General features: G+C 69.8%; 23 protein-coding genes and 2 pseudogenes. 11 read left to right on the top strand and 14 right to left on the bottom strand.

Translation table 11 applies throughout. The features are described from left to right. Positions 1–10: 10 nt before the first annotated feature. The 5 genes and pseudogenes from nrdF to IU369_RS20415 form a co-directional block, all read right to left on the bottom strand. Positions 11–1,018 carry a class 1b ribonucleoside-diphosphate reductase subunit beta gene (gene nrdF, locus IU369_RS20430; protein WP_217925079.1) on the bottom strand — a complete coding sequence of 336 codons (1,008 nt, stop codon included), beginning with the start codon at positions 1,016–1,018 and terminating at the stop codon, positions 11–13. Then, positions 1,006–3,903: pseudogene (locus IU369_RS20425) on the bottom strand (LAGLIDADG family homing endonuclease); the annotation flags it as partial. The pseudogene IU369_RS20425 and the gene nrdF, both read right to left, overlap by 13 nt. A gap of 354 nt (positions 3,904–4,257) precedes the next feature. Continuing rightward, positions 4,258–4,884, bottom strand: a pseudogene (locus IU369_RS23895) (ribonucleotide reductase N-terminal alpha domain-containing protein); the annotation flags it as partial. Next, positions 4,854–5,255, bottom strand: a complete 402-nt coding sequence (gene nrdI / locus IU369_RS20420; protein ID WP_246551669.1) for a class Ib ribonucleoside-diphosphate reductase assembly flavoprotein NrdI — start codon at positions 5,253–5,255, stop codon at positions 4,854–4,856. The pseudogene IU369_RS23895 and the gene nrdI, both read right to left, overlap by 31 nt. A 5-nt stretch (positions 5,256–5,260) precedes the next feature. Further along, entirely contained in the window at positions 5,261–5,506 is a 246-nt protein-coding gene (locus IU369_RS20415) for a glutaredoxin family protein (protein ID WP_217925077.1), read from the bottom strand. A gap of 302 nt (positions 5,507–5,808) precedes the next feature. Between IU369_RS20415 and IU369_RS20410 the strand changes: the two genes are divergently transcribed. The 4 genes from IU369_RS20410 to IU369_RS20395 all read left to right on the top strand — a co-directional run bounded on the left by IU369_RS20410 (position 5,809) and on the right by IU369_RS20395 (position 7,684). Beyond that, a complete protein-coding gene (locus tag IU369_RS20410; protein WP_217925076.1) occupies positions 5,809–6,348 on the top strand; it encodes a hypothetical protein in 540 nt (179 codons plus the stop codon). Between the two features lie 239 nt (positions 6,349–6,587). Continuing rightward, complete coding sequence (locus tag IU369_RS20405) at positions 6,588–6,908, top strand: hypothetical protein (RefSeq protein ID WP_217925075.1); 321 nt, start codon at positions 6,588–6,590, stop codon at positions 6,906–6,908. Between the two features lie 26 nt (positions 6,909–6,934). Then, positions 6,935–7,264 carry a hypothetical protein gene (locus tag IU369_RS20400; RefSeq protein WP_217925074.1) on the top strand — a complete coding sequence of 110 codons (330 nt, stop codon included), beginning with the start codon at positions 6,935–6,937 and terminating at the stop codon, positions 7,262–7,264. Positions 7,265–7,396: 132 nt separating this feature from the next. Then, positions 7,397–7,684: a helix-turn-helix domain-containing protein gene (locus tag IU369_RS20395; protein WP_217925073.1), complete on the top strand. Its 288-nt coding sequence runs from the start codon at positions 7,397–7,399 to the stop codon at positions 7,682–7,684. Positions 7,685–7,696: 12 nt separating this feature from the next. Here the strand turns inward: IU369_RS20395 and IU369_RS20390 are convergent, their stop codons facing one another. The 5 genes from IU369_RS20390 to IU369_RS20370 all read right to left on the bottom strand — a co-directional run bounded on the left by IU369_RS20390 (position 7,697) and on the right by IU369_RS20370 (position 13,273). After that, positions 7,697–8,449 (bottom strand): Type 1 glutamine amidotransferase-like domain-containing protein, encoded by a 753-nt coding sequence (locus IU369_RS20390; protein ID WP_217925072.1) that lies wholly within the window; start codon positions 8,447–8,449, stop codon positions 7,697–7,699. Positions 8,450–9,352: 903 nt separating this feature from the next. Next, positions 9,353–9,772, bottom strand: coding sequence for a hypothetical protein (locus tag IU369_RS20385; RefSeq protein WP_217925071.1), 420 nt, complete (start codon positions 9,770–9,772; stop codon positions 9,353–9,355). 304 nt (positions 9,773–10,076) lie between these two features. Further along, positions 10,077–10,622: a hypothetical protein gene (locus IU369_RS20380; protein ID WP_217925070.1), complete on the bottom strand. Its 546-nt coding sequence runs from the start codon at positions 10,620–10,622 to the stop codon at positions 10,077–10,079. Between the two features lie 496 nt (positions 10,623–11,118). Continuing rightward, the gene (locus tag IU369_RS20375; protein WP_217925069.1) at positions 11,119–12,966 is read right to left on the bottom strand and encodes a hypothetical protein; all 1,848 of its coding nucleotides are present in this window, start codon (positions 12,964–12,966) and stop codon (positions 11,119–11,121) included. Between the two features lie 67 nt (positions 12,967–13,033). Next, complete coding sequence (locus tag IU369_RS20370; protein ID WP_217925068.1) at positions 13,034–13,273, bottom strand: hypothetical protein; 240 nt, start codon at positions 13,271–13,273, stop codon at positions 13,034–13,036. A 173-nt stretch (positions 13,274–13,446) separates the two neighbouring features. Here IU369_RS20370 and IU369_RS20365 point away from each other — a divergent pair, with 173 nt between their 5' ends. Further along, on the top strand, positions 13,447–13,809 hold the full coding sequence (locus IU369_RS20365) for a hypothetical protein (protein ID WP_217925067.1): 363 nt from the start codon (positions 13,447–13,449) through the stop codon (positions 13,807–13,809). On the opposite strand, the gene IU369_RS20360 is transcribed toward IU369_RS20365, so the two are convergent. Next, positions 13,806–14,345 (bottom strand): hypothetical protein, encoded by a 540-nt coding sequence (locus IU369_RS20360; protein ID WP_217925066.1) that lies wholly within the window; start codon positions 14,343–14,345, stop codon positions 13,806–13,808. The two genes, IU369_RS20365 and IU369_RS20360, sit on opposite strands and share 4 nt — an antisense overlap. Positions 14,346–14,567: 222 nt before the next feature. Here IU369_RS20360 and IU369_RS20355 point away from each other — a divergent pair, with 222 nt between their 5' ends. The 5 genes from IU369_RS20355 (at position 14,568) to IU369_RS20335 (ending at position 19,787) form a co-directional block, all read left to right on the top strand. Continuing rightward, positions 14,568–15,503 carry a glycoside hydrolase family 6 protein gene (locus IU369_RS20355; protein ID WP_217925065.1) on the top strand — a complete coding sequence of 312 codons (936 nt, stop codon included), beginning with the start codon at positions 14,568–14,570 and terminating at the stop codon, positions 15,501–15,503. Between the two features lie 262 nt (positions 15,504–15,765). Continuing rightward, positions 15,766–16,110 carry a hypothetical protein gene (locus IU369_RS20350; RefSeq protein ID WP_217925064.1) on the top strand — a complete coding sequence of 115 codons (345 nt, stop codon included), beginning with the start codon at positions 15,766–15,768 and terminating at the stop codon, positions 16,108–16,110. 82 nt (positions 16,111–16,192) lie between these two features. After that, positions 16,193–16,405 (top strand): hypothetical protein, encoded by a 213-nt coding sequence (locus IU369_RS20345; RefSeq protein ID WP_217925063.1) that lies wholly within the window; start codon positions 16,193–16,195, stop codon positions 16,403–16,405. A 383-nt stretch (positions 16,406–16,788) separates the two neighbouring features. Next, on the top strand, positions 16,789–19,431 hold the full coding sequence (locus IU369_RS20340; protein WP_217925062.1) for a S8 family peptidase: 2,643 nt from the start codon (positions 16,789–16,791) through the stop codon (positions 19,429–19,431). 11 nt (positions 19,432–19,442) lie between these two features. Continuing rightward, entirely contained in the window at positions 19,443–19,787 is a 345-nt protein-coding gene (locus tag IU369_RS20335) for a hypothetical protein (RefSeq protein ID WP_217925061.1), read from the top strand. A 60-nt stretch (positions 19,788–19,847) separates the two neighbouring features. On the opposite strand, the gene IU369_RS20330 is transcribed toward IU369_RS20335, so the two are convergent. Beyond that, complete coding sequence (locus tag IU369_RS20330) at positions 19,848–21,713, bottom strand: hypothetical protein (RefSeq protein WP_217925060.1); 1,866 nt, start codon at positions 21,711–21,713, stop codon at positions 19,848–19,850. A gap of 377 nt (positions 21,714–22,090) precedes the next feature. On the opposite strand from IU369_RS20330, the gene IU369_RS20325 reads away from it, so the two are divergent. Next, positions 22,091–22,894 (top strand): hypothetical protein, encoded by an 804-nt coding sequence (locus IU369_RS20325; protein ID WP_217925059.1) that lies wholly within the window; start codon positions 22,091–22,093, stop codon positions 22,892–22,894. Between the two features lie 41 nt (positions 22,895–22,935). On the opposite strand, the gene IU369_RS20320 is transcribed toward IU369_RS20325, so the two are convergent. Continuing rightward, on the bottom strand, positions 22,936–23,778 hold the full coding sequence (locus tag IU369_RS20320) for a 5'-3' exonuclease (protein WP_217925058.1): 843 nt from the start codon (positions 23,776–23,778) through the stop codon (positions 22,936–22,938). Positions 23,779–23,956: 178 nt separating this feature from the next. After that, the gene (locus IU369_RS20315) at positions 23,957–25,231 is read right to left on the bottom strand and encodes a CAP domain-containing protein (protein ID WP_217925057.1); all 1,275 of its coding nucleotides are present in this window, start codon (positions 25,229–25,231) and stop codon (positions 23,957–23,959) included. Between the last annotated feature and the right edge of the window lie 115 nt (positions 25,232–25,346).

The raw sequence follows: 25,346 nt of genomic DNA, 5'->3' as shown, positions 1-25,346 counted from the left end.
GCGGGGACCCTCAGAAGTCCCAGTCCTCGTCGGTCGTCGGCTCGGAGCGCCCGACCACATACGACCCGGTGGTCGAGAAGAAGTCGTGGGTCTCGGCACCGAGGGACAGGCCGCTCAGCACGATCGGGTTCACCGGCTCGGACGGGAACAGCGGCTCGAGGCCGAGGTTCATGAGGGCCTTGTTGGCGTTGTAGCGCAGGAAGACCTTGACGTCCTCGGTCAGCCCGAAGGCGTCGTAGAGGTCCTGGGTGTAGCGGACCTCGTTGTCGTAGAGCTCGCCGAGCAGGTCGTAGGCGAAGTCCTTGATCTCACCTTGGGTCCGCTTTCGCTCACGCTCCAGGCCGCGCTGGAACTTGTGGCCGATGTAGTAGCCGTGGATCGCCTCATCGCGGATGATGAACTTGATGATGTCCGCGGTGTTGGGCAGCCGTGCGTGGCCGTTCAGCCAGAGCGGCAGGAAGAAGCCCGAGTAGAACAGAAACGACTCGAGCATCACCGAGGCGACCTTGCGCCGAAGCGGATCCGGGTCGGCGTAGAGACCCTGGATCGTCCGCGCCTTGAACTGCAGGCGCTCGTTCTCGGCCGCCCAGCGGAAGGCCGCGTTGATCTCCGTGGTCGACGCGAGCGTCTGGAAGATCTGAGAGTAGGACTGGGCGTGGACGTGCTCCATGAAGGCGATGTTCGCGAGCACCGCTTCCTCGTGCGGGGTGGCCGCATCAGCGAGCAGCGCCGGCGCACCGACCGAGCCCTGGATCGTGTCCAGCAGCGTCAGGCCGGCGAAGACGTGGAGCACGAGCTCCTGCTCGGCCGGCGTCAGCTTGCGCCAGGAGGTGAGGTCGTTGGAGATCGGGAAGCGCGTCGCCACCCAGAACTGGGTGATGAGCTTCTCCCAGACCATCTTGTCGAGCTCGTCCTCGAGGGCGTTCCAGTTGATCGCACGCTTCGGGACGATCAACGCCGATGGTGCGAGGGCGCCCCCGGGCGCCGGCGTGGTTGCCTCGTCGCTCAGACTGCGCATGAAACACATCCTTCGGTGTCGGTGCCCTCGAGCACGGCGCTTCGCACGCGCACGTAGTAGAGGGTCTTCAGGCCCTTGCGCCAGGCGTAGATCTGGGCCCGGTTGATGTCGCGCGTCGAGGCCTCCTCGGTGAAGAAGAGAGTGCAGGAGAGCCCCTGGTCCACGTGCTGGGCGGCGGCGGCGTAGACGTCGATCAGCGCGTAAGGGCCGATCTCATACGCGTCCTTGAAGTACTCGGCGTTCTCGTCGTCCAGGTGGGCCGCCGGGTAGTAGACCCGGCCCATCTTGCCCTCCTTGCGCATCTCGATCATCGAGGTGATCGGGTGGATCGAGGCGGTCGCGTGGTTGACGTAGCTGATCGAGCCCGTCGGGGCGACGGCCTGGAGGTTCTGGTTGTACATGCCGTGCCGGCGGACATGGCGGGCAAGCCGCGCCCAGTCCTCGACGCTCGGAAGCTCGATGCCCGCGTCGCGCATGATCCGCCGCACCTTCGCGGTGCGGGGGCGCCAGGCCTTGGCATACCGCTCGAAGAAGGCCCCCGAGTGGTAGCCGCTCTCGGTGAAGCCGTCGAAGGACTCGCCGGTCTCGCGGGCGATGACACTCGAGGTCCAGAGCGCGTGGTAGGCGACCGTCCGGAAGTAGGCGTCCACGAAGTCGACCGCCTCCGGCGAGTCGTAGTGGATCTCCTGGCTCGCCAGGTAGCCGTGGAGGTTCATCTGGCCGAGCCCGACCGCGTGTGAGCGCCGGTTGCCGGCCTGGATCGTCGGCACGCAGCTGATGTCGGACATGTCCGAGACCGCTGACAGGGCACGGATCGCGGCGTCGATGGTCCGGCGGATGTCCGGACCCGCCATGACCTGGGAGATATTGAGGCTGCCGAGGTTGCAGCTGACGTCCTTGCCGACCTCCACGAAGGCCTGCTCGTCATCGATCTCAGAGGCCTCCTGGGGCTGCAGGATCTCCGAGCAGTTCCCAGTCACCAAGCCGTTGAAGATGAGCGAATGGGCCTCATCCACGGTCGTGTCGTAGACGTCCTCGATCCCGTCCGGTGCGACGGACGCGACGCGTGCCCGGAAGCGGTGGGGCGCCTGGTAGTAGGGCTTCTGGAACGGCGCGTTCAGGCGCTCGAACTTGACCTGCGCCTCCGGTGAGAGCGCGACGGTGTCCATGAACCGCTCTCGTCCGACGGCGTCGCTGATGCGGAGGGTGTAGAGCTGCTGGGTCGGGTACTCGCGCTGCCCACCGCGGCCATCGGGCAGGAGGCTCGTGCCGGCCTTCCTGGTGGCGTAGATCCGGCTGAACATCCCGAGGTTCAGAAGCAGACGCTGGACCTCGACGAGGAACCCGCGGTCGACGGAGCCCAGCTGGATCGAGCACGTCTTGGCCTTCGCGTCGCCGCACACCGACCCGTCGGCCTGGTAGACGCCGGACAGATAGGCACAGACCGTCTCGCGGCTGCCCTCGCTCACGAACTGCGGGACCCGCAGCTTGGACTCACGCGTCATACCGTGCCGCTCGAGCACCCGGGTGAGCGGCGCGCTCGAGAGGCTGCGCCGGCCGGCGTACTCGCCACGGAAGGCAGGCGTCAGCGTCGAGGAGTGGTGGACATCGCCGTCATGGTGCTGAGCAAGGCTGTTGACGGCTGCCAGCTCGAGATCCGGTACGAACTGGTCCTTGTCCCCGTAGAGGTCCCAGCGAGCGGTGTCGGCGCCGCTCCTCAGCTCCCCAAAGGTCCCGTCTCCCGCCAGCCAGCCGGCGAGGTACGCGAGGTCCGGGTCGTGATGGTCGCCGAAGCGGCCCTCACCGGACTGGACGAGCAGGTGGTCGCCGGGCATCAGCTCCGCGAGACGGACCTCGAGGACCTCCCCATCGCGCTCGATGAACATCTTGTGCCAAGCGGTCGCGCGCAGCTCGAAGCCCTCGACGGTCGAGACCTTGAAGACCTCGGCCTGTCGAGCGGTCAGGGCCATGGGGATCGCCGGGTACTCCTCCAGGCCGCGCAGGCTCGCCTCTCGAGTCCCGATGGTGCGCCGGTCGACCATCACGCGCAGATCCTCGCCGGACTCATGGAGGTCCTTCGCCCGGCGGGGCCCCTTGTCGGTCAGGAGCTCGGTCTCACCCGTCACGCAGAGGTTCGACATGACGATCCTCCCGGGCACCGCGCTGGCCCGGTTGGCGTTGTCCTCGAACAGCAGATACGGGTAGCCGGACTCGAACTGGACCTCGGCGAGGAGCTGGAAGAACGCGCGCGCCTTGATCTTGCGCTTGCGCACCCCCGGGTCGTCGACGAGCTCGCGGTAGACGTCGCTGATCACAACGTCCGAGAAGGGCTTGCCGTACTTGCGGGCGACGTCGTAGGGGGAGAACAGGTACATGTCCTCGTCCCCCCGGGCGAGCTCGAAGGTGATGTCGGGGACGACGACCCCGAGTGAGAGGGTCTTGATCCGGATCTTCTCGTCGGCGGCCTCGCGGCGGCAGTCGAGGAACGTCTCGATGTCCCAGTGGTGGGCGTGGAGGTAGACGGCCCCGGCTCCCTGCCGGGCGCCGAGCTGGTCGGCGTAGGAGAAGCAGTCCTCGAGCAGCTTCATGACCGGCAGGACGCCGCTCGACTGGTCCTCGATGTTCTTGATCGGGTCGCCGGCGCCGCGCAGGTTGGAGAGGCTGAAGGCCACCCCGCCGCCACGCTTGGACAGCTGGAGGGCGCTGTTGACGGCGCGCCCGATCGAGTTCATCGAGTCCTCGATCTGGATCAGGAAGCAGTTGTGGACCACCACGCCGCGCGCCAGGTAGGTGTGGTTGTCCTCGACCTCGAGGTTGTAGACGGTGATGGGCGCGCGGGGCGTCCGGCGGGCCTTGGTCACGGGGGCCATGAGGTGCCCGGCGATGACCCGGAGGACCTCAGTCGCCTGGGCGCCAGCGGCCGCCCTGGCCGCCTTCGACCGCGAGGGGCGCTCGAGCGTCGCGACGTTGGAGGGGACCGCGAGGGCGGCCACGTCCTCCTCAGCCGTCGCCTCGCCGATGCGACGGGGGTCGATCGCCAGCAGGTCGCCCTCCTGGACGTCGCCGGCGCGGACCCACCAGACGTCGGTCTGGTCGCCGTCGCCGACCAGGCACGGCCGCAGGTCGTGCTGGGCGCCGGGGCGGTGGACGAGGACCGGGTGCTCAGGGGTGCTGTAGTAGACGTCGGAGACACCGGAGATCGAGAGGGCGACGAGGCCCTCCTCGTTGGCGCGCTCCATCACGTCGGTGACGGCCTTGGCCGAGCCGTCGTGGGTGATGACCGTGTCGCCGACCCGGATCAGTTCGATGGCCTTCGGGCCCTCGGTCGTCTCGACCGGCGTGCCGGCGGGGAAGCACGACACCAGCTCGCCGCGCTGGGCCTTGCCGGAGTTCAGGAAGGTCGGGGTCGCCGGCTGGAAACGCTGGGCGATCATCTCCTCGGCCAGGAGGCGGGCCTGCTTCTCCGACCCGCGCGCCAGGTAGAGGGCGCAGACGACGATCCGGTCCTCGTACCGCTCGAGGTAGCGACTGCCGTCGAAGGTCTTCAGTGCGTAGCCGGTGAAGAACTTGTAGGCGCCGACGAAGGTCGTGAACCGGTAGCGCCGGGCGTAGATCGCCTTGAAGAGCTCCTTCACGAACGCCGGCCGGTACTGGGCGAGGAACGCGGCCTCGTAGTAGCCGTTGGCCACCAGGTACTCGAGCTTCTCCTCCAGGTTGTGGAAGAAGACCGTGTTCGGGTTGACGTGCTCCAGGAAGTAGCCCCGCACCGCCTCGCGGTCCTTTGCGAACTGGATACGGCCGTCGGGGCCGTAGATGTTCAGCTCACTGTTGAGGCTCAGGTAGTCGATGGGTGCGGGGACTTGCACATGCTCTCCAGTTGTCTGCGGGTGATCTCGAGGTCCTCGGGCAGGCCGCTGAGCTCGAAGGTGTGCAAGAGCGGGACCCCGCACGCCGAGGAGACGAGCTTGCCCGCCCGGCCGAAGTCAGCGCCGAAGTTTGTGCTCCCCCCGGCGATCACACCGGCGAGCCGGGACCGGTGCTCAGGAGTCCGCAGGAAGCGGGCCACCGGAGCCGGGACGCGGCCGCTGTAGGTCGGGGTCACCAGGCAGATCGGGCCCTCGCCGAGGGCGCGCAGGGCCTCGTCATCGTCGACGCGAGCAGCCGGCAGGCCGAGGCGCTCGACAAAGCGCCGGGTGTTCCCACTCGGGGCGCTGTAGTAGACGATCCGCAGCTCCACGCCGATCAGGCGCTGAGGGCCTGGAGGCGGTCCGGCTGGTAGCCCGACCAGTGCTCGAGGCCGGCGACGACTACCGGCAGGGACGTGTAGCCGAGGGTCTGGATCGCGGCGAGCGCGTCGGCGTCCTCGCTGACATCTCGGGATTCGAACTCGACGCCGTTGCGCTCGAGGACCTGCTTGCTCATCCGGCAGCCGGGGCAGCCGGGGCGGGTGTAGAGGGTGATGGTGGCGCTGGCGATCTGAGTGGTCATGGGTGTGGAGGCCTCCTTGGGGCGTCTCGAAAGGGGTGCGCGCCAACGGCGCGACGGATGACTGACACTACCCCGCCCGGTCCCGATTGCCGGGCTTTCGCATCCGCTCCGGACCTTGCCGTTTGCAGGCGAAAGGCGGTGAAAACCCGCACGGTAGCGGCGAGTCAGGAAGATGATTCTCGGCGCCTCTCATCGAGGCCTCTGACACGAACCCTGGCCGGTTCCGGGGGCGCCCCCATGGGATAGGTGAGCGGAGTCGAGAGGCGCCGGCGCTCTCGCGTCGTCGGCTAGTGTCAGTGGTGATGAACGAAGACGTCGCCTACCCGGACGAGCTCGGCCTGAGGTTGCCGCTGCTGGTTCTCTCTCCCGAGCTCGATGAGGCATCGGAGGTGTTCTGGCAGCCCGGATCCAGCCGTTCGTGGATGCGGCTGATCCACCAGTGCGCCGGCGTCGGTTGTGCGCAGGTCGAGGTCGTCGGCACCATCCTCACCCCCCGGCCCGAGACGCTGAGTGCGATGGAGCGGATCAGCCGCGAGCTCCACTCATCGAACATCGGCGCCTTCGGCCCTCCGCTCCTGGATGAACTGGTCGCCTACGACCGCCTCCTGGAGTCATCGTTCGCGGGTCTCTGGCCGGCGCGCTGCCGGCGCGCCTACCCCCTCCTGCTCGAGGGGCTCTACCCCATCGACATCGACGGTGAGGAGAACGCCGGGCTGCTCGAGGCGCTGGCATCGGATCAGCTGCCGGCCGACCTCGACAGGCTTCTCGAGTGGAACGGTGAGGCCACCGACCCGTTCTTCGGCAAGTGGCGCCTGCTGATCCTCGCCGACAACAGCGACTGACCCCTTGTGGGATCGGGCGGGGACACCCGCCAGCTCCCACGATCGTCGTTGAACGAGACCGGGAAGCCGGTCGCCCCATCTCTCGCGGCGGCAGGGGCCGTTACCGGGGTGCGATCGGCTGCTTCGCAGGCGCTTGGGGCACGTCGATCCTCTTGTCCGGAGGGTCTCCTCCCGGGCGAGGCACGGCGCCGAGGGCGGCTTACGTTGATGGGGACCCCCAGCGCCGCGAGGAGACAGACGTGAGCGAGACCCCGACGACGATCGACCGCACCACGGTGAGCACCGCGCTGAATGCCGCCGCCGACTTCCTCACCGATGGCCTGGACGGCGATCACGACCCGGCCGTGGATCTGATGAACCTGCTCGTGAACCTCGGGCTCCACCTCGCCGACAACCCCGAGGCGCTTGCGGCCTTCAAGGACCCGGAGACGACCGAGCAGGTCGTCATCGACGCTGTCGGCGCCAGCTACGGCGGGATGCCCGGCTGGATGGTCGACGTCCTCGAGCTGCGGCTCCCGGGCATCGGTGAGCGCGTCAGCGTCGACGAGGACGCCTCCTGATGCCGGCGGACTCCGGGGATCCCCAGATGGCACAGGAGCTCCCCGACTGCCCGGACTGCGGGGCCTGCGTCGAAGAGCACCACCGTCCCGGCTGCGACGTCGAGCGATGCTCCGTCTGCAAGGGCCAGCGCCTCGGCTGCGATTGCGAGGGACACGACCCGAAGGCATCGGCCTGGCAGGGCTCATGGCCGGGCATCGCAGAGTGTCTCGCGCGCGGCTGGTTCTCGGTCATGGTCTCCGGACAGGGCTGGGCGCCGTGTGACGCGAGCACTCCCGGCGCCACCCCCGACCTGAACCGGCTCTCCTACTTCGAGCAGACCGGGCGCGACGGGATGTACACCGACCAGCTGGGGTAGCCGCCGCGTCTCATGGGTCTTGCGGCGCCGAGGCCCAAGGCCCCGCCCCCCAGGTCTCTCGCCCTGGCCTGCAGCCGGGGGCGCACGGCCTATGCTCGAGGCCAGAGCACCCGAGACAAGGAACACGAGAAGATGATCCCGCCCGCAGAGGTCGTCGGCCCGGGAGGGCCACTCGCGCAGATCGCCGCGACGATCGCAGCCATCCTCGACCAGGACGGCCGTCAGAGCACCGATCAGCTGCGGCCGGTCGTCGTGTCCCGCACCGAGATCACACGCAACGGCCAGTTCCAGAGCGCGCTGACCCTGATGCGCGACGCAGGCCACCTCGAATGCCACCCGACCGAGACCGAGCACCTCTGGGAGCTCACCGACGCCGGACGCCGGGTCCACGGCCTCGAGAGCCCCATCACCTCCAGGTAGGGCCGGCGGCCGCTACCAGGGGAACGAGGGTCCGATCCCGGACTGTCCGGGCGGGGAGACATCCAGGTAGCGGGTCTCCAGACGGGTCTCCAGCACACCGCCGGTCGGGTCGAGCGACACGCGGTGCGCGGCGGCGCTCTCACGTGAGCTGACCGCCTCCACCAGGTCGAGGCCGCGGAAGTGGAGCGCGGCGCCGTCCTCGACGCCGTAACCGTCCATGGCCCCTTCGGCGACGGCGGCCTGGAGGGCGGGGGCCCGGCGCGGGTCCGAGTCGTAGTGGGGGCAGAAGGCTCCGGCGAGCATCCCGAGGCCGTCGTCGAAGGGGACCAGATGATCACCGCCGAAGCTGGCGGTGATGCCACGCTCGAACCAGCACATCGCCCCGGCGCAGAGGCCGGCGATCAGAATCCCGCGCTCCCAGGCCTCGCGCAGGATCAGGTCGATGCCGTGGGCGCGCCAGATGGCGAGCAGGTTCGCGCTGTTGCCCCCGCCGACGTAGATGATGTCCTGCCCGAGGATCTGCTCGCGGACATCCTGGCGGCCGCGCACGAACATCGGCAGGTGGCTCGGCACGCACGAGCGGGGGCCCATCGCCGCGTAGAACTTCAGCAGCAGCCCCGGGTGGTCGCCCATCGCCGTCGGCAGGAAGAGGATGCGGGGTCGTTCCGCTCCGGACTGTGAGAAGACGAAGTCGTCGAGGAGTGGGTTGTCAGGCTCCTCCGAGAAGCCCCCGCCTCCCATGGCGATGATCTGGCGTCGGTCCATCGGGCCAGTGTGCGAGCGGGGCCCGTCTCCCCCGCTCGTTTCTCACCGTTCCAGGATGGGGCCGCCGCCGCGTCCCGGCGCCCCGCCTGGCGTTCCCACTCATCCCCCGCCGACCGGCGCCAAGGAGCGGGCGCCGGGACGCGCGCGTCCGATCACGACAAAGGCGTCGCTGAGGGTGGAGGCGGAGGGGGGAACGGGGGCGGGCCGGCGTAGCCGGGCACCGGGGCGGCGGGCGGCGGGGCGGGGGTCGCTCGAACGGGGGGCACCCGCGGGGGAATCGGCGCCTGCGACGCGATGGTCGGCGTGTACCGGCCGAACCGGTCGACCCGGCCGAGCCGCTGAACAACCCGGCACTTGGTGGTCGCAGTCCCGTTCAAGACGCTAAAGCGCCCAACGGTCGGAACGATGATCGCCCGGGTGCTCCCCCAGCGTCGCGCCCAGGAGCGCGTTGGCACCAGCTTGCAGCGCCGAAGAAGCATGTATCCGTACGTCGTAGGAGTCAGGCGCCGATACTCACGAGCCAGCCAGCTCACACTGCATCTGGCCTTGTAGCTCCTCCCGTCCCAACGACGAGGACTCATGGTGAGGCAGCTCACGAGCACATCGTCCAAGTTCGAGCTGCTGTACCCCGGCCGGTAGACCGGCGTCGTCCTCTCGTAGGTGAGACGCGCTTTATAGAAGCCTCCCGCAACCACTTTCTCCATGGGATTGAGAGAGGGGTTCTGGGCGGCGGCCTTCTCGTTCGAGACGAGGCTCGGTGCCACCCCCAGCCCCAACGCCGCGACGACGCTCACCGCGATCAGCGTCGCGGCTGACCGCCCAACCCACGGCCTAGCTCGACGGTGGGGGCTCCCAGGTGCCGGCGGCGCGCTCACAGCGGAATCCGATCCTCGACACGGCCCATCACGGGTTGCAATAGACCGTCCCCGTCCTGAAGGTGCCCTGGTTCACGGCGAACCACAGTCCATCCGAATAGTCGTAGTACCAGCGCCCATCGGTCGCGTCGTAGATGTAGTTCTTGACAGCGGCCCGGAAGGGGGTGCCGAACCGCTCCTGCCGGGGCCCGTCCTGCGCCCCTGCGTTCACGCCGTTCGATGGGATCAGCCACGGCCCCTGCCCCGGCCACTGGAACTGGATCTGCCCTCGGGTCCACTTCCCGACGCCGTTCTCCTCGGTGTAGAACCACGGCCACCACCAGGAGACACCGCTCGACCTGATCACCGGCGCCACGGCCCAGGTTCTGCCGCTGTGGCACTCGATCGACCCCTTCTGGACGACGCCTATCGTCGCGGGGGCCTTCTCCGCGCCGGCCAGCAGCCCCACCGCAAGACCCACAAGCGTCAAGAGAACAACACCGCGGGAACTCATCGCTGGCCTCGTGTCGGTTGAGGAGGTCCCGCGCACCGGACGTGCAAGCGCCACGGCGAGTGTGAGGGCGGCTCAACCTAACCGTGGAGAGAAGCAACCGTCAAGAGGGCGTCGCAGCAGGCGCGCGCTCCCGTCACCGGCTGCCACATCAGGATCCGCTGACGCGCCAAGCCCGGTCGACTCCTGATCCTTCGGCTCTCCGGTCTGTCGCCAAGTGGCGACACTAGGGCGAGCCTTACATCGGAAGGGCGGTCAACCCCTAGCCGATGAACTCCGCGGTCATCGTCGTCCGGGCCTCGCTGATCTCGCGCCGGATCTCGGCCATCTTCGCGACATCCTGAGCCTCGGCGGCAAAGACGGCGTCAGAGGCCGCGGAGAGGATCAGGTTCGCCCCGACCGACGTCTCGGCCCCCGTGAGCAGATAGGCGTTCAGGCGCTGACGGATCCGGTTCTCGATCCGGCGCAGGTTCGCGACCGATCCCGGACGGGATTCCTGCGCGCCGGCAACGACTTCCTCGAGGAGGATCGCGTCGTCGTCCATCGCGAGGAAGAACGTCCGCCCACGCTCGATCGCCTTGTCGGCGTTCTCCGCAGCCTTCGCACACGGACCGTCCAAGGGCTCACCGAGCGCGAGCGTCTGGCCTGTCACGACGACATGGGAGACGGTCGCGTCGGGGTCATCACGGGGAGGGATCCGGTTCACGCAGACGGCGTCGTCTCCCTTACGGGTCCCCCGAAAGGCGTAGCCCTCCCAGTAGGGGATGTCCGGAAGGGAGTCCGCGACCGCCATCTCGGCGGCATTCACCGTGAGCGCCAGCTCAGCGGGAGCTGCCGGTGCTGCGGGGGTCGGCTCCTCGGCCGTGGTCGCGGTCGCAACCGCTGCGGCGTCATCGGGGACGGGGGGCGACGCCTCGCCGCCGTCCTCCGAGCCGCACCCACTGACGAGGGCGAGCAGGAGCCCAAGGCACACCACGGGGATCAGTCGTCGCATCGCGGCAGCCTAGCGGGCGCGCCCCCTAGTCCTGCTAGGCCTCGTTCCCCTAGGCCCTAGGTCCTCTCTGTCACTTCCCCTAGGTCCCAGTAGGACCAGCTCTTCCTCCTCCAAGAAGACCTAGTCAGTCCCCCTTTCTTTTGTGGGGTCAAAAATTGCCCCCTCCCCCCGCTGGTGGGGGGTCAAAAATTGCCCCCTCCCCCGGGCCCTTCTCGACGACGCCCCGGCTTCCGCGCATCCCCGGCCGACACTCACGAGATGTTTGGCGTCACGGGGACCAGTCGGGATCTCCGCCTGAGGGCAGGACGCCTCAGCGCCGGGAGGTGTTGGCGAGGATGTCCCTCATGGTCCTGCGTCCCGTGGCGGCGGTCGCCGGAGCGGATGGCTCGACGGTGTAGCGCGGGACAGAGAGATCGGCCAGGCCATCTCGCATCGCAAGCCCCTCGATCGAGGTGATCGAGGCGAGCTGCTGTTCGCCCGCCCCTCGAAGGGCCTCCCGGGTGCGCTGGCGCGTGAGGTAGGCATCCTCATGCGCCAGCGCCTCCCGGCGGCTCGGGTGCGACAGCGGCAGTCGGTGGACCGGGATCACAGCCAGGCGGCTGCGAAGGCACCGGGGGCAGTCGAGCGCCAGCAGGTCCGAAAGCGAGTCCCCGATGGCCTGGTCCTCCCTCCACATGGCGCCAGGGTGTGTGCAGGCACTCGGTTGGAGCACCGCATCGAGCGCCGGCGGTGGCGTCACGTGCGAGCGGTCCGGCTCGTCATGCAGCTCGAGCGCGGCTCCTGACCATGAGACGATCACATCGCATTCGCGGTCTGAGAGATCGAGCGGCCAGTCCCGACAGGAACGCGCCGCCTCGTGGATCGTGTTCGCCTGCCGGGCGCCGGTCGAGAGGTTGAGCTCGGTCAGGGCGAGCATCTCCACGGTCCGCCCGTCCTCGGACGCCTCGACCCGCGCTCCCAGGTACAGGCACCGGCCCTCCCTGAAGTCGACGGGGAGCTCCGGAATGGTCTGCTGGTTCGGATAGAGGGTCTCACTGAACGAGCGAGCGACCACGACGGGCTCGGCTCCGGCGGAGATCATCTGTCGGACGGTGGCCCGGGTCGCCCCGACGCTCGCGCGCAGATGACGGGTGTCCTGCAGGTGGTACTCGCCGTTCAAGCCGTGGTAGGCGGCGTCGCGGATCAGGCCGCGCCATGTCTCATGGACATCCGAGGCGCTGCCCCGGAGCGGGAGCTTCAGATGCGGCCGGTGGCGGTGGTTCGGGTGCCGGGCCTCGGGGCCGCTCGCCAGGGGGCCGAGAAGCTCTGCGGCGATCCCGCTCGGGCGGGCCCTGGCGGCCTCGAGCGCGAATGCGGACTTCCTCGAGAACAGACCGAGCCCGGTGATGTGCTCCTCAGATGCCCGTGCCAGGCGGGAGGCGATCTCCCATTCCTCATCATCCCAGGAGCCGACGAACGCCCGGTTGCTCGCGCGGTCGGGGTGATCGGTGAGCTGGGACACCGTCAGCGCGCGGGCCAGGTCCGGCTTGCCGTTGCGGAGGAGCTCGATGACGGACCGCTCGCTCTCGCGCAGCCGCAGATGCCAGCGCACCAGGCGCTCATCACTGCCGAAGAGCCAGGACTGCCCGTCAGGCATCGAGCCCTGACGGGCGCCGCATATGGCCATCTCCAGATCGTCATCGAGCTCGCCCAGCACCGCCGTCCACGCCTCGAGCAGGTCGAGTTGTCCCTTGAGATAGTCGGCGCGTGCGTTCGTGGCGTCGCTGATGCCGTCGAGGTTGAGCAGGCGCCAGATCTGCTGTGAGGCCCGGGTCCGCGGCGACAGGGTCGCCGCCTCGAGCTCGGTGAGGAATGCCTCCTGGTGGGCGATCGCCTCCTTCACCCGGGCGCGTGCGTCCTCGAAATCAGCTTCCACACAGCAGAGCTCGGCGAGGACCATCAGGTCCATGGCCGGCAGCCGGGTGTCGCCGCTCAGGCCACCCATGAGACCCGAGTAGTCCCTCGGGAGCTCGAGGACATGGTCGACGAGCGCCGTCTCGATGATGTCCCCCGCCCGGTCGACCACCCGGCGCTCGATCTCGGTCAGGAGTGGTGCGATGTCAGGAGGGCCGGTCGCGATCGGCGCCCGAGGGACACGGGGGCCCGCGAGGGACGTCAACGGTCGCGCTCCTCGTCCCCGGCTCATCACTGCTCATCGTAGGGCCGGGATCGCCCGGGGCCGCCCTTTATCCGCCGGCCAGCGGTGGGTCCGACGACCAGACCGAGCGCCAGTGGATGTAGCTGATCGCCAGGAAGGCCACCTCCCCCGCCAGGACCTGGACGGGGACTCCAGCGCCGGCGCTCGAGAGGATGCCCATCGTCGCCATGGCCGCGGCGGTCGAAGCCCAGAGGGCATCAGCGCGCGCCAGGCACAGCACGAGGCTGAGGGCGCCGGCGATGCTCCAGATGAGGGCGAGGAAAGGCATCGGCGCCATCGAGCCTAAGCCCGCCTTGACCGAACGTGCTTGGAGTCCTGCCCGGCCCACCGACCACCTCCTGAGAGCGCGAGAAGCGCCCGCGCGAAGAGGCCTCTCAGCCATCATCGCGTGTACGCGCTGAGCGATTAGAACCCCTGAACCCGAGACCCGGAGAGATCACCATGAGCACCCTCGTCGCACCGCCCCAGAACGCCGCCACCACCGACACGGTGCCCGAGGTCTCCTTCTCCCCGCGCGCCGCCCTCGCCCAGCTCCGCTTCGTCTGGCCGGGGCTCGTCGCCCGCAACGAGGCGATGCTTCGCGAGGCGCTCGAGCAGGTCGACGAGACCTTCATCGCGGGCATGCTCGCCGAACACCCGCGCGCGGACTCCTGCGCGATCGCCCGGGTCGGCAAGCACGAGGTCGTGCTCCGCGGCCTCTCCCGCCGCGCCCCGACCGCCTACTGGGTCGAGGGCCGGCTGCTCGGCACCTACCACGCCCACGGGCGGTTCGCCGAGGCGATCACCCAGATGCGGTCCCGCTAGGCCTCTCCCTCGAGCGCCGCCAGGTGGGCACGGCGCTCGAGGAGATCGCGGGCCAGATCGGCGGAGACCTGCGGGTCATCTCCCTCGTCCAGCTCGATCTCGACGCGCAGCCGGCGGACCTCGTGGGACAGCCAGGCCCGCTCGGCTTCTGAGCCCCGATGGCTTGCGGGCTTTGGCATCGGTGAGAGCAGCGCCCTCCACATCACCCAGAGCCCAAGCGCGCAGACCCCGCCGAGGGTGACGGTACTGAAGTCCCAGCCCTGGACGAGCGAGATGCTGAGCGCCCCGACCGCCGTCATCGCCAGCGGCGCGAAGCGGTCGCGCACCACGAGGGCCGACACCACGTAGAAGCCGACCAGTCCGAGTGGCCACCACCAGACGGCCCGGTCGGCAATGGCCGCCACGCTGAGGACCGGGATCGAGGCGAGCCCGACCCACGAGGCGAGCGACACCGGATCGCGCCAACGCGAGAGCTCCGCGTCAGCTCGGGGCCACGGGCGGCGCCGAGGGGCGCCCGGTCGTTCGAGGATGGACATGCCGGCGACTCTAGGAATGCGGCCGCGGGCGCACGCGAGTCTCTTGTCCGGGGCCCGCCAGGTGTCCGCCAATCGTGACAATCGGGCCCCTGGATTGTCACGTTGAGGCGCCTATCGCGATAGGCGCCGGACGCGGCTCACCCGGATCCGGGCATTGACATGCCGCAATCCAGGCGAGGCGAGAAGAAAGGGCGCTCGCGTGCCCTTCCCAAGGCTCGACCGATGGCCCTTCGACTGATCTGTGCGCTCACCCTCGCCGCTGCAGCGGCCTCGGTGTCCTCCCCGTCTCCCGCCTTCGCCGCTCCGAACCCCTTCGCGGTCCCGGTCCTCGTCGATCAGGCCTCGGCTGCGCATGCGCGGATGCTCGAGATGCGACGCGCCGGAGATGGGAGACATCGCGCCGTCGCCCGTATCGCCCGCCAACCCCAGGCCTTCTGGATGACCGGCCCTGAGCGCCTGGGTGAGCTACGCGACTACCTCGCCCGGGCCAAGTCGTCCCGGCGCCTCGCGCTCGTCGTGGTCTATGCGGTCCCCGGCCGCGACTGCGGCAGCCACAGCGCCGGTGGAGCCTCCGACACGGCCCGCTATCTGGGCCTCGTGCGTCAGGTCTCGCGCACCCTCTCCAGCCACCGGGCCGCGGTCATCCTCGAGCCGGATGCCATCGCCGGCGCCGACTGCCTGGACGCTGCGGGCCGCCAGGCGCGCTACGGGCAGCTGTCCCGCGCCGGCCGGATGCTCAGCGCAGGCGGCCGTGCCGTCTACCTGGACGCCGGGCACTCGTCCTGGCATGACGCGCAGACCATGGCCGTCCGCCTTCGCGCCAGTGGGGTCTCCCGGCTGCGCGGGTTCGCCCTGAACGTCAGCAACCACCAGACCGACACTGCCTCGATCGCCTACGGCCAGCAGCTGCGCAGGCTCCTCGGCGGATCGACGCGCTTTGTCATCGACTCGAGCCGCAACGGCGCCGGCCCGGCCCCCGAGGGCGCCTGGTGCAACCCGCCCGGGCGACGACTCGGACGGGCGCCCCGCGTCTCCTCCCTCCCAGGACTCGACGCATTCGCCTGGATCAAGCGACCGGGTGAGTCGGACGGCACCTGCAACGGCGGGCCTCAGGCGGGACGCTTCAGCGACTCGCTAGCCCTCTCACTCGCGCGCTGAAGGACAGGGAGTGAGTACGCCGGGCCGTGGGGCGCCCAGGCCCCCCGCCGGCCTCCCTGCGAGCCGCGCCGCTGACAGAACCGTCGTCTTGTAACGTCCGGCTATTAGGCCGCGCAGCGACGACGCCTAGCCCTCTTCTGGCTCACAGAGGTCGTACGGGGTGCGTCGGGGCGACGCGGGCGACGTAGGTTCGAGGGGTCCGGGCGGGGCGACCGCCGAGCGCCGAGACCGCGCTCAGGACTCCATCGCTGAGAGGCCTCTGATGTATCCGATCGTCTACCTGATCTACGGAGTCCCTCTCAACGAGGCGGTCTCGAAGCGGATCGACGAGATGGAGGCCGACCCCATCAGCGCCTGGTTCGAGGACGCCGATGGGCCGTGTGGGTTCACCGAGGTCTACTCCGGCTCCGCCGAGCACCTGGTCGGCTACTGCGGCGTCGAGCTGGCCCGCCACCCGGCAGTCCAGACTCCCGTCGACCTGAGCGCCCAGCGCGAGCCGACCGGCCCGGAGCGCAGCACCGCCATGGAGCGAATCGCCCGACTCGACCCGGAGCTCGCGGCCCTCCTACCTCCTGTTGGTCTCCACCTGGTGTTCGGCACGAGCTGAACCGCCGCGGCGTCAGCGCGCGCCTCCGGGATCCAATGGGGAAAGGCCTGCGCTCGAGCCGGCCGCGGGGCACCATCGCGCCATGAAGAAGCCTCTGGAGCAGCTGATCTCCGAGTTCCTGGAAGAGCACCCGGGAGCGACGCTGTACGTCCGCAAGGACCTCCTCGGCTACTTCGAGATCGGGGTGTCCGGCGAGAACCACGTCCACTCGGAGGACCTCGTCGCGGGCCTGCGGGCCTACTGGGCCGGAGTCGGCCTCGCCGAGCCCGCCTGCGCAATCAGCGTCGAGGGCTGAGCCTCAGCGCGCGTAAGTGCCCCTTTTCGGGCTGTTGAGGCCGTTTCGTGCTTCTAACAGCTCACGAATGGGACCTCGTGCGTCGCCCTGTGGGTCGGTTCCACTCATAGGGGCCACCGGGGTCCGGGCGAGTAGGCGAAAGATCAGAGGGGGCGAGAAGGGCTGAGTGTGGCGACGCAGAGAAAGCCCGAAGGCATCTGAGAGTGGGTGGGGTCGTCCGCTCGCTCTCTTCTCGTTCCCTCTGTTCTTTACGTCCCGAACATGCGCCCCCGCGACGACGCGCACAACTCTTATCGCATCCGCACTGACGCGGGATCGCACAGGGCCCGTCGCGCCCCTCACAAACGGGGACTTCTCTCCAGTCGCCTGCCAGGTTTGGGCCGATGCGACGGATCGCCATCACGCTCACCTGCCTCGGGTTCGGCGTCCTCCTCGGTGCCGGCGCGCTCGCCGGGATCGACCGTGCCAGCGCGCCGGCGCAGGCCAGCGGCGACCCCGCCGCGACGCAGGTGCTCGTCCGCCTCGCGGACAAGGACGACCCGGAGCTGATCGCGCGGGTGCGCGAGGAGCTCGGCGCGAGCTCGAGCTCACCCCTCTACGGGGGATGGCGCGTCTATCGCCTCCGCGCCGCGGTGAACCAGGACGCACTCGAGGACCGGCTCTCCGATGAGGAGGGCATCCAGGGCGCCGTGATCGACCGGGCGGTCGTCCGCCCGAACGCCATCCCGAACGACCACTACTGGTCCCACCAGTGGGACATGGCCCGCATCGGGGCGCCGGCGGCCTGGGACCACCCCACCGGTGTGCCGGTGCTCGTCGCCGTCACGGACACCGGGATCGACATCGGGCACCCCGACCTGGCCCCGGTCATCTGGCGCAACACGGCGGAGGTGGTGGACGGACGCGACAACGACGGCAACGGCTACATCGACGACATCCACGGCGCCAACGTGATCGAGCGCAACGGAGCCGTCTCCGCCGGCTCATCAGCCGATGACCACGGCACGCACGTGGCCGGCACGATCGCCGCGGTCCGCAACAACGGGATCGGGGTCGCCGGCATCTCGCTCAACGCCCGGATCATGCCGGTCAAGTTCATCGGTTCCGGCACCGGTACCCACGCCGATGCGATCGAGTCGATCCGCTACGCGGTCCGCGCGGGAGCCAAGGTCATCAACGCCAGCTGGGGCACATCCACCCCGGATGCGGGCGTGGCGGTCTGCGACGCGATCGCTCAGGCGATGGCCGCCGGGGTCGTCGTCGTGGCGGCGGCCGGGAACGAGGCCGTGGACCTCGACCAGACCCAGCTGATGCCAGCCGCCTGTCCGACGCCGGGCCTGATCAGCGTCGGGTCGAGCGACTCCTCGGACGGCCTGTCGAGCTTCTCGAACCGGGGTGCCGGGACCGTGGACCTGCTCGCGCCGGGCTCTGGCATCGCCTCGACGATCGGGCGGGGCGGCTACGGCATCTCATCGGGCACCTCGATGTCCGCTCCACACGTCGCCGGCGCGGCGGCGCTGCTGCTCGGCCGGGACCCCTCCCTCTCCCCGCTTCGGGTCAACGCCCTCATCGCCAGCTCCGGCGATCCGATCCCCGCAGCGGCGGCGACGCGGAGCGGCCGCCGGCTGAACCTCGCCGCGGCGTTGAACTCCCTCCTCTCGCCGCCGCAGGACACCACCGCCCCGCAGGAGTTCTCGCTCGTGAGCGCGAGCCTCGACGGCCCCCGGCCGCTGTTTCGCTGGCGCGAGTCATGGGACGCGGCAAGCGGGGTCGCCGGCTACCGCCTGGTGATCGATGATCAGGTCGCCGCGACGGTCTCCGGACTCTCGCTGTCGGCCCGCCCCCTCTCCGACCTGCCCCCCGGACCTCACCGCTGGCGGATCGACGCCGTCGACCACAGCGGCAACGTCCGCTCGAGCGAGACCCGCACCCTCAGCACGGATCAGAGCCCTCCGAGCGCCTTCTCCGTGAGCGCCCCGCGCTACGTTCACCGCCCGGACTGGTCGATCACCTGGAGCGCCGCGATCGACCTGTCGGGCGTCGATCGCTACGAGGTCCTGATCGACGGGGCGGTCGTCGCCGTCAGCGATGAGCTCTCACCTCGACGGTTCACCTGCCAGGACCCCCTCGGCTGCCTGCGCCCGAGCGCCGAAGGGTCGGTCGTCTCGGTACGCGCCGTGGACGGCGTCGGCAACGCGCGTGCCGTCAGCAGCCAGATCCGTCGTTCGGAGGCCCCGCGGGCGGTCCTGAGCGGCCCGGCCGCGCAGCCGAGCGTGGCGGGCGTGATCCACTGGCAGCTGCTCGGCGAGCCCGGGGCCGTGGCGGGCTTCGAGCTCCACCTGGGCGACACGCTGGTGCGCCGGCTCGGGCCCGCCGAGCGCCAGGCGCCCCTTCCGGTGATCGCGGCCGGATCCCACCAGATGCGACTGACCACCATCGCGACCGACCAGACCACACGTGAGAGCCGCCTGGCGGTCTCGATCGCGCCCGCGGGCCCGGCTCCCACGCCCACGCCTCCGACGGCCCCGGATCAGGCCGAGGAGCCGAGCCTCCTCCCCACGCCCGCCCGGTTCCTGACGCCGTCCCGCGGCGGAGTGATCACCGGCCCTGGTCGCATCGTGGTCCGTGATGCGATCACACGACTCACCCTGCGCGCTCCCGCCCGCGCCGAGACGATCCGCATCGCACGTCATCGGAACGGCCTCGACGCCGCCTCCGACCGGCCGGTGCCGCGTCTGCTCGATCTGACCCCCGGTCGCTGGTGGATCCGCTTCCACGCAGCCGACGCGGCGAGCGAGCCCCGTCAGGTCCTCATCGTCCGGGACCAGCGTGCTCCCCGCGCGCGGCCCGGCGCGCTCGTGCGACTGACGGACGCGCCCGCCGGCGTCTCCCGCTACCAGACCCGCACCGCCGGCGTGGTCTCGTCGTGGAAGGCCTACCGCGGTCTCGTCCGTGTCAGCGCGGGAACTCAGATCAGGGCGATCGACCGCGTCGGCAACCGATCCGCCTGGATCCGAGTCCGCTAGCCTCAGCGGCGATGCACATCGACGAGGCGACGGCGCGAGCGAGGGCCCGCCTCGAAACGATTCTCAGCAAGCCGCGGGAACCCGTCCTGTCGGCGCGTCAAGCGGTGGACTTCATCTTCGAGGGCTTCGCATTCGGGGCGCTCAGCCCGAGTTTCTCGGTCTTCGTCAGCGAGGCCGAGGAGGATCACGTCATCCTCACACGCCTCCCGGCAGGGCGCGACCCCGATCCCTTCGCCCGTCCGGTCTGGAGCACCGTCATCGAGGTGGAACCGCCTGAAGAGTGGGACGACGCGGCGCTCCTCTCACTCGCCGAGACCCTCTTCGAATCAGCGCGCCAGCTCCTGCGCAAGCGTTAGCCCCGGAGGGCCGCCCGAGGACGGCGGGCCCCGGAGACTCTCCGCCGTCCGCTGCGGCGGTCAGACATCCGGGCCCGAATACGGTTGCTTGACCGAGGAGAACTTCACCCAGTCGCCGTTCTGGAACCGCCACTGGTCGATCTGCTCGATGCTTGGAGACCCAGCGGGGTCAGAGATGGTCCGTAGGAACAGGCGCGTGGTGAGGACGCCGCCGGAGAGGGTCGGGCGGCGCCCGAACACCACGCCGCCGACCTGACGCACCTGGCCGTCAGCACCCATCTCGAACACCAGCGTGTTAGGAACCGACCCTGATCCACCGGCCGAGCAGTCGGTGTAGAGGGCGGCGTCCTCACGGCCGTCGCCGGTGGCATCGCCGTAGGAGATGATGGGCTGGATGGTGGGGAAGTCCCCAGGAGGATTGCTGGTTGCGGAGCTCCAACGACCGTTGCGTACCTGAATCGCCGTGACCCGGTCGCCCGGAGGGCAGAGGATCGTGTAGTCGCGGTTGAGGAAGTCGACGCTCCGGATCGCGTTCGGCGCGCGGCCGAAGGTCGAGCCCCCACACCCGGTCCAGATCCGGTGGTTGATCTCTCCGGCCGGCGGGGTGTTGATCGACAGGGGGCCCGCGCTGCCCTTGACGGTGAAGCCGCCGAGGCGCCAGTCCCAGGAGCACTCATCGGGCCGGGCGGAGAACTCGACGGCGCTCTCCACCTCGAGGTTGACGCTGAGTGCCGAGCGGACGCCGACGCCCACCTCGAAGCCGAGAGAGGGTCCGATCTTGGTCTCCGAGCTCGTGGAGACGGTGATCGACGCCGACGGATTCGACGCCTCGAACACCGGCCGTGCCGCGAGGAGGACCCCCGCGCGGCGCGTGCGCATCCCGACCGCCAGGTCCCACGAGACCGTTGTCTCGATCGACGCCGAGGCCGTGGACTGCGCCCTGATCTTCAGCGGCACCGCCGCGTAGACCGGGATCGGCACAGGCGCCGGGATCACTCCGACCACCGCGACGGCCGCGATCTCCTTCTCGCAGAAGAACCCGGCGGAGGCCAGGTAGCTGAAGTTGAAGGACGGCCGGGCCCGGATGATCAGGTCAGCCCTCGGGCCACCGCCGAACAGGGACGCGTTGAAGTCGGCCTCGACCCGCGGTGAGCCGAGGTCGAAGCCCCCGGACAGACGCGTTCCGCCGGTGAGTCCGCAGCTGCTTCCCAACAGGCTGAGGTCGGCGTCCCCGCCGAAGGCCTGGATCCTCGGGGCTTCCCGCACCCCGACCAGCGGGCCTGAGTAGGAGATCACCGGGGCGACATCTGAGACGGGGACATGCTGGAGACCGAGCTGCCGGGCACCGGCTGCGTTGGAGGCCGAGGAGACCCGCGCGATCAGGCCGTACGGCAGAGCATCCGTCGGCCCGGAGACCACGTAGTCACCGACGCGCGCGCTCGAGGAGCGCGGGACCCGCACCGCGCTCGGGCGCCCCGGGGCGCCGGACACCCCGAGAACCCTCGGCGCCCGGGACACACGCGGGTTGATGATCGTCCCGTAGGCCACCCGCAAGGCCACCACCCGGCCGCGGCGGACCGTCACAGTCAAGCGGGCCCTCACGGGGCTGATGCGCGCCCCTGCCCGGACCGCCCCGGTCCGCCGGCGCGCCGTGACCGGCTGGACCACCACTCTCCAGCGACCGGGCGCGAGCCCCCTCAGGGTCTTCTTCTGGGCGGAGACCACCCGTGTCCGCTGTCCCGAGCGACTGAGGACGACGCGCGCCGGCTGACCCGACGGCAACGACGAGACGCTGACCCGGACCGCACCGCTCGGGGCCGCGGCGGCCTCATCGGCCCCCATCACCCCGACCGCTCCCAGGGCGAGCGCCACACAGGTCAGCATCGCGCCGGCGAGGCGTGACGGGAAGGGAAGGCCTCGGGGCATCGCGCCAGCTCCGCTGTCGGTCAGGTGACCGGCGCAGGCTATGTCCCACGGGATCCCGTCGGCAACTCCCCGGAAGGCGGGGGTGAGACGCCTGGACCTCGGGCCCGAAGGCGATCGGCGGGACGACCTGCCGCGGATGCCTGCGATCGACGGGCTCTGGCACGTCCGATATCAGCGGGCTCTCTCGGGAGCCTGGCTGATGGTGTGCAAACCCTAGAAGCTCCCAGGACTTCGGGCTCGCTCAGACTGTCATCGGGTTAGGCTTGCTCTCACAAAGACTGACCGGCACAAGACCTCAGCCGGCCTACGTTCCTCCTCACTAGCGTCGTACACGATGGTCGTCAAGCCCGACGGTCAGAGATGAACTGAGGAAGAACATGAACCGCCGAGCACTGACGGGTCTCACAAGCGCACTGATGGTCTCTGGCTGCCTGATCGCTCCGCAGATCGCCACCGCCACGAAAGCCTCGGGAACGCTGACCTGCGAGGTCGCGACCTTCTCGGGCAGCGACTTCAAGGCGGGCGACCGCAACTGGATGGTCGGCGAGGTCTACCGCGGCAGCACCCTGCTGGCGAGCAAGAGGGTCGATTTCACGACCTCCGCCGTCGGCCCGGTGAGCATCCCGCTGGCCCTCGAGGGGACGGTCACCATCACCCTGAAGGCGAGCTACCGGGGCTGGGGCTACACCTACGCCCCGCGCACCATCGCCCAGAAGACCCTGACCTGCACGAACCAGGCCCCTCCGGCGACGGTCCCGCCCCCGGTGATCCCGGCCACCCCCGCCCCTCCGGCCACCCCGCCCCCGGCGCCGGCTCCGGTGGCCTCCCCGGTGGCCGATCCGGCCCCTGTCCCGGTCGCGCCGAGCGGAGCCCCTCTGCCCCCCGTTACCGCCCCCGGGGCGCCTGACGTGGTCCGGCCCGCGGCCCGGGCGACCGGTCGCCGGGTGCTTCGGACCGTCTGCCGCTCATGGACGACGCGTCCGCGCAACGCCGTGCGCCAGGGCGCGACCCCGCGCCACGGCCAGGTGCGCGTGCGCCTCGGCCTCGATGGCAGGTACCACGGCTTCCGGGACTCGCGGATCGTCGTGCGCATGAGCGACGGCACGAACAGGACCACCTTCCGTCGCGGCGCCTTCTGCGGTCCGTCGGTCTTCAACACCGGCGGCGGGTTCGTCGGCTAGGCCCTCGGGACCGGCCGGATCCGATCGGATCCGGCCGGTCCTCAGATCTCGCGGCGGACGCGGTCAGCCAGCGAGCGCATCTCGAGTCGATCGAGCGCATCGGCGCTCTCGGCGCTGAAGCTCCACGGCGCGGGCCTGAGGTCCAGATCCAGGTCCTCGCGCATCCGGGCCAGCTGGTAGCTCACCCTTCCCATCTGCTCGCCCGCCGCCATGGCGCTGGCTGCCCTGCCGGTGAGCTCCCCACGCGCGAAAGCCGCGATCACACCGTCCAGGTCTCCGTAGAGCGACAGGAGCGCCTTGGCCCCCTTGTCCCCGATCCCAGGCACCCCGGGAAAGCCATCCGAGCTGTCGCCGACCAAGGCCTTGTAGTCGGTCATCTGGCGCGGATCGAGGCCCGTGAGGTCCTGGCAGATCTGCGGGTTGACGAAGACGTCGCGACCCAGCAGGTGAACCCGGGTCCGCTCGTCCACGAGGGCGAGCAGGTCCTTGTCCCCCGAGCAGATCACCACCTCATCGCCCTCCCAGCGACGCGCCAGGGTCGCGATCACATCATCGGCCTCCCAGCCGGCGCACCGCTCCAGCCGCGCCCCGAGAGCCGCCAGCACCTTCTCGGCGAGAGCAAGCTGGTGGGACACCGAGTCATCAGCGTCGACCCGGTGTGCCTTGTAGGGGGCGTAGATGGTGCGCCTGACGAGATCCGCGCGCGGTGAGTCGCAGGCGGCCACGAGGTGGGTCGGCCGATGGGCGCCGATCATCTTCAGGGTGATCGCGCCGGCGCCATGAGCACCATGGGTCGGGCGCCCGGAGCTGTCTGACAGGGGCGGGTATCCGTGGATGGAGCGGTGGGTCAGGTTCGAGAGGTCGATGAGAAGCAGTCTGCTCATGCCCCCATCCTCGGCGTCCCTCGACAACGGGTGCCGGTCTCTCGCCTGGGGCGGGCCCGCGGCCCCGGAAGGGAAACATGAGGGCCGTCGGTCCGCGGAGAGGCTCGCCCCTCGCCTCAGGCGTTCTGCCAGGAAGGTTTCGACACCACCCGAACGAGTTGGCGTCGCCTTGGGCGGATTACCGGTCGCGCCCCCGATGCGCCTTCCGCACAACCACCGCACGCAGGACGCGGCCGCTCGGGAGAGCCTTCACCCGGATGAGGTGCCGGCCGAGGCGGGCTGGCAGGCGGACCAGGATCGTCTTGGCGGGTTTGCGACTGACCATGGGGGCGCCTGCGACGCGGATCTGGATGCGCCGGGTCGCGACGGGAACAGTCAGTCGCAACTTGACGAGGCGCTGTCGCCAGACGCGTCGCAGCGGCGTGAGCTGCGGCCGCGGTGCCGGCCGGGTCCAGGGCCCCGCCGATGCGTTCAGTTCTTCCTGGGTCTCCTGCGGCTCGGGCCGCCCTGTCGTGAACGACCACGTGTGGCTCAGCGTCCGCCCTGTCGAGTAGCCACGCACCGTGGCGGTCGCGGTGTAGCGGGTGAGCGGCTTCAATGGCGCGTCGACGACGATCAGGACGCCGTCTGGCACCGAGGCGGTGTGAGCGTATCCACTGTTGCCGGTAGGCACGCCCGGGTGTGAGATATCGATCGTCCGAACGGCGACCGCCCCTTCCGGGCCCACCACTTGGGCGTGGTCGGCGTAGTAGGCGAACTCTCCCGCCATCACGCCCCCGTACGGCATCACCCAGAGGACCGGGCCGTGGGTCGACGGCAACCCCGTCGCCTCCGGGATGCCGATCGGTCTCTCTCCTCCGGTGAACTCCTCATACGGGACCGGCATTCCCGGCCCCGGGAAGGTGTAGACGCGCCCGACAGGGTCGGGAGGACGGGCGACGTACCGGATCGTGCCCATCGTCCCCTCGACAAACCCGGGAAGGGATTCGTCGAAGTAGCCTTCGAACCCATTGCCGCAGAAGACGCCGCCGAGCGAGTCCGCTCCGAAGTGAGTGACCCGCGGGGAGATGAGGGGCGCCAAGTGGTACGCCGCTGAGGTCCCGCGTCCGACGCCGGTGTATCGGTAGAAGGGGGTGCTCGGTGTCGCGAAGCTTCCGAAGCCGAGTCCCGAGATCGCAGCGCCGATGGCAGCCTGGGTGCTGTAGCCGGGCAGGTCAGGCGAGAGCGCGTGCCCGGACTGGGTCGGATGCTGTGCGAAGAACTCGTTGCGCGCGCGACAGAGAGACGAGAGCTTGTCGTCCAACTGCAGATCGGGTGTGAGGCCGTGGAGCGCGCGAAACGCGTTCAGGCCGGCGAGCTCGCTTGCTCCCGAGTGCGCGGCACCGCCCGAGGGTAGCCAGAGAGCCACTGCTGCGAGGACCGATGAGACTATGAGGGCGGTGAGGCGTCGCAAGGTTGCTGCGCTTGTTCGGAGGCGGGCAGGGCCGACCCTATGCCCTGGAAGGTCCCGAGCCACCTCCCCAATGGTCAAGGGTCGATTCCGACGATATCTCCCTGCCGTCTACTCC

This window comes from Miltoncostaea oceani (genome assembly GCF_018141545.1).
Lineage (GTDB): Bacteria > Actinomycetota > Thermoleophilia > Miltoncostaeales > Miltoncostaeaceae > Miltoncostaea > Miltoncostaea oceani.
Note: the sequence above shows the minus strand (reverse complement) of the source record. Positions and strands in the feature narration are given on the sequence as shown.

Bases quoted from the DNA above. Each gene is read 5' to 3' on its own strand.
- nrdF (WP_217925079.1), bottom strand. From the start codon at position 1,018: ATGCGCAGTCTGAGCGACGAGGCAACCACGCCGGCGCCCGGGGGCGCC.
- IU369_RS20415 (WP_217925077.1), bottom strand. From the start codon at position 5,506: ATGACCACTCAGATCGCCAGCGCCACCATCACCCTCTACACCCGCCCC.
- IU369_RS20410 (WP_217925076.1), top strand. From the start codon at position 5,809: ATGAACGAAGACGTCGCCTACCCGGACGAGCTCGGCCTGAGGTTGCCG.
- IU369_RS20400 (WP_217925074.1), top strand. From the start codon at position 6,935: ATGGCACAGGAGCTCCCCGACTGCCCGGACTGCGGGGCCTGCGTCGAA.
- IU369_RS20395 (WP_217925073.1), top strand. From the start codon at position 7,397: ATGATCCCGCCCGCAGAGGTCGTCGGCCCGGGAGGGCCACTCGCGCAG.
- IU369_RS20390 (WP_217925072.1), bottom strand. From the start codon at position 8,449: ATGGACCGACGCCAGATCATCGCCATGGGAGGCGGGGGCTTCTCGGAG.
- IU369_RS20370 (WP_217925068.1), bottom strand. From the start codon at position 13,273: ATGCCTTTCCTCGCCCTCATCTGGAGCATCGCCGGCGCCCTCAGCCTC.
- IU369_RS20365 (WP_217925067.1), top strand. From the start codon at position 13,447: ATGAGCACCCTCGTCGCACCGCCCCAGAACGCCGCCACCACCGACACG.
- IU369_RS20360 (WP_217925066.1), bottom strand. From the start codon at position 14,345: ATGTCCATCCTCGAACGACCGGGCGCCCCTCGGCGCCGCCCGTGGCCC.
- IU369_RS20355 (WP_217925065.1), top strand. From the start codon at position 14,568: ATGGCCCTTCGACTGATCTGTGCGCTCACCCTCGCCGCTGCAGCGGCC.
- IU369_RS20350 (WP_217925064.1), top strand. From the start codon at position 15,766: ATGTATCCGATCGTCTACCTGATCTACGGAGTCCCTCTCAACGAGGCG.
- IU369_RS20345 (WP_217925063.1), top strand. From the start codon at position 16,193: ATGAAGAAGCCTCTGGAGCAGCTGATCTCCGAGTTCCTGGAAGAGCAC.
- IU369_RS20340 (WP_217925062.1), top strand. From the start codon at position 16,789: ATGCGACGGATCGCCATCACGCTCACCTGCCTCGGGTTCGGCGTCCTC.
- IU369_RS20335 (WP_217925061.1), top strand. From the start codon at position 19,443: ATGCACATCGACGAGGCGACGGCGCGAGCGAGGGCCCGCCTCGAAACG.
- IU369_RS20330 (WP_217925060.1), bottom strand. From the start codon at position 21,713: ATGCCCCGAGGCCTTCCCTTCCCGTCACGCCTCGCCGGCGCGATGCTG.
- IU369_RS20325 (WP_217925059.1), top strand. From the start codon at position 22,091: ATGAACCGCCGAGCACTGACGGGTCTCACAAGCGCACTGATGGTCTCT.
- IU369_RS20320 (WP_217925058.1), bottom strand. From the start codon at position 23,778: ATGAGCAGACTGCTTCTCATCGACCTCTCGAACCTGACCCACCGCTCC.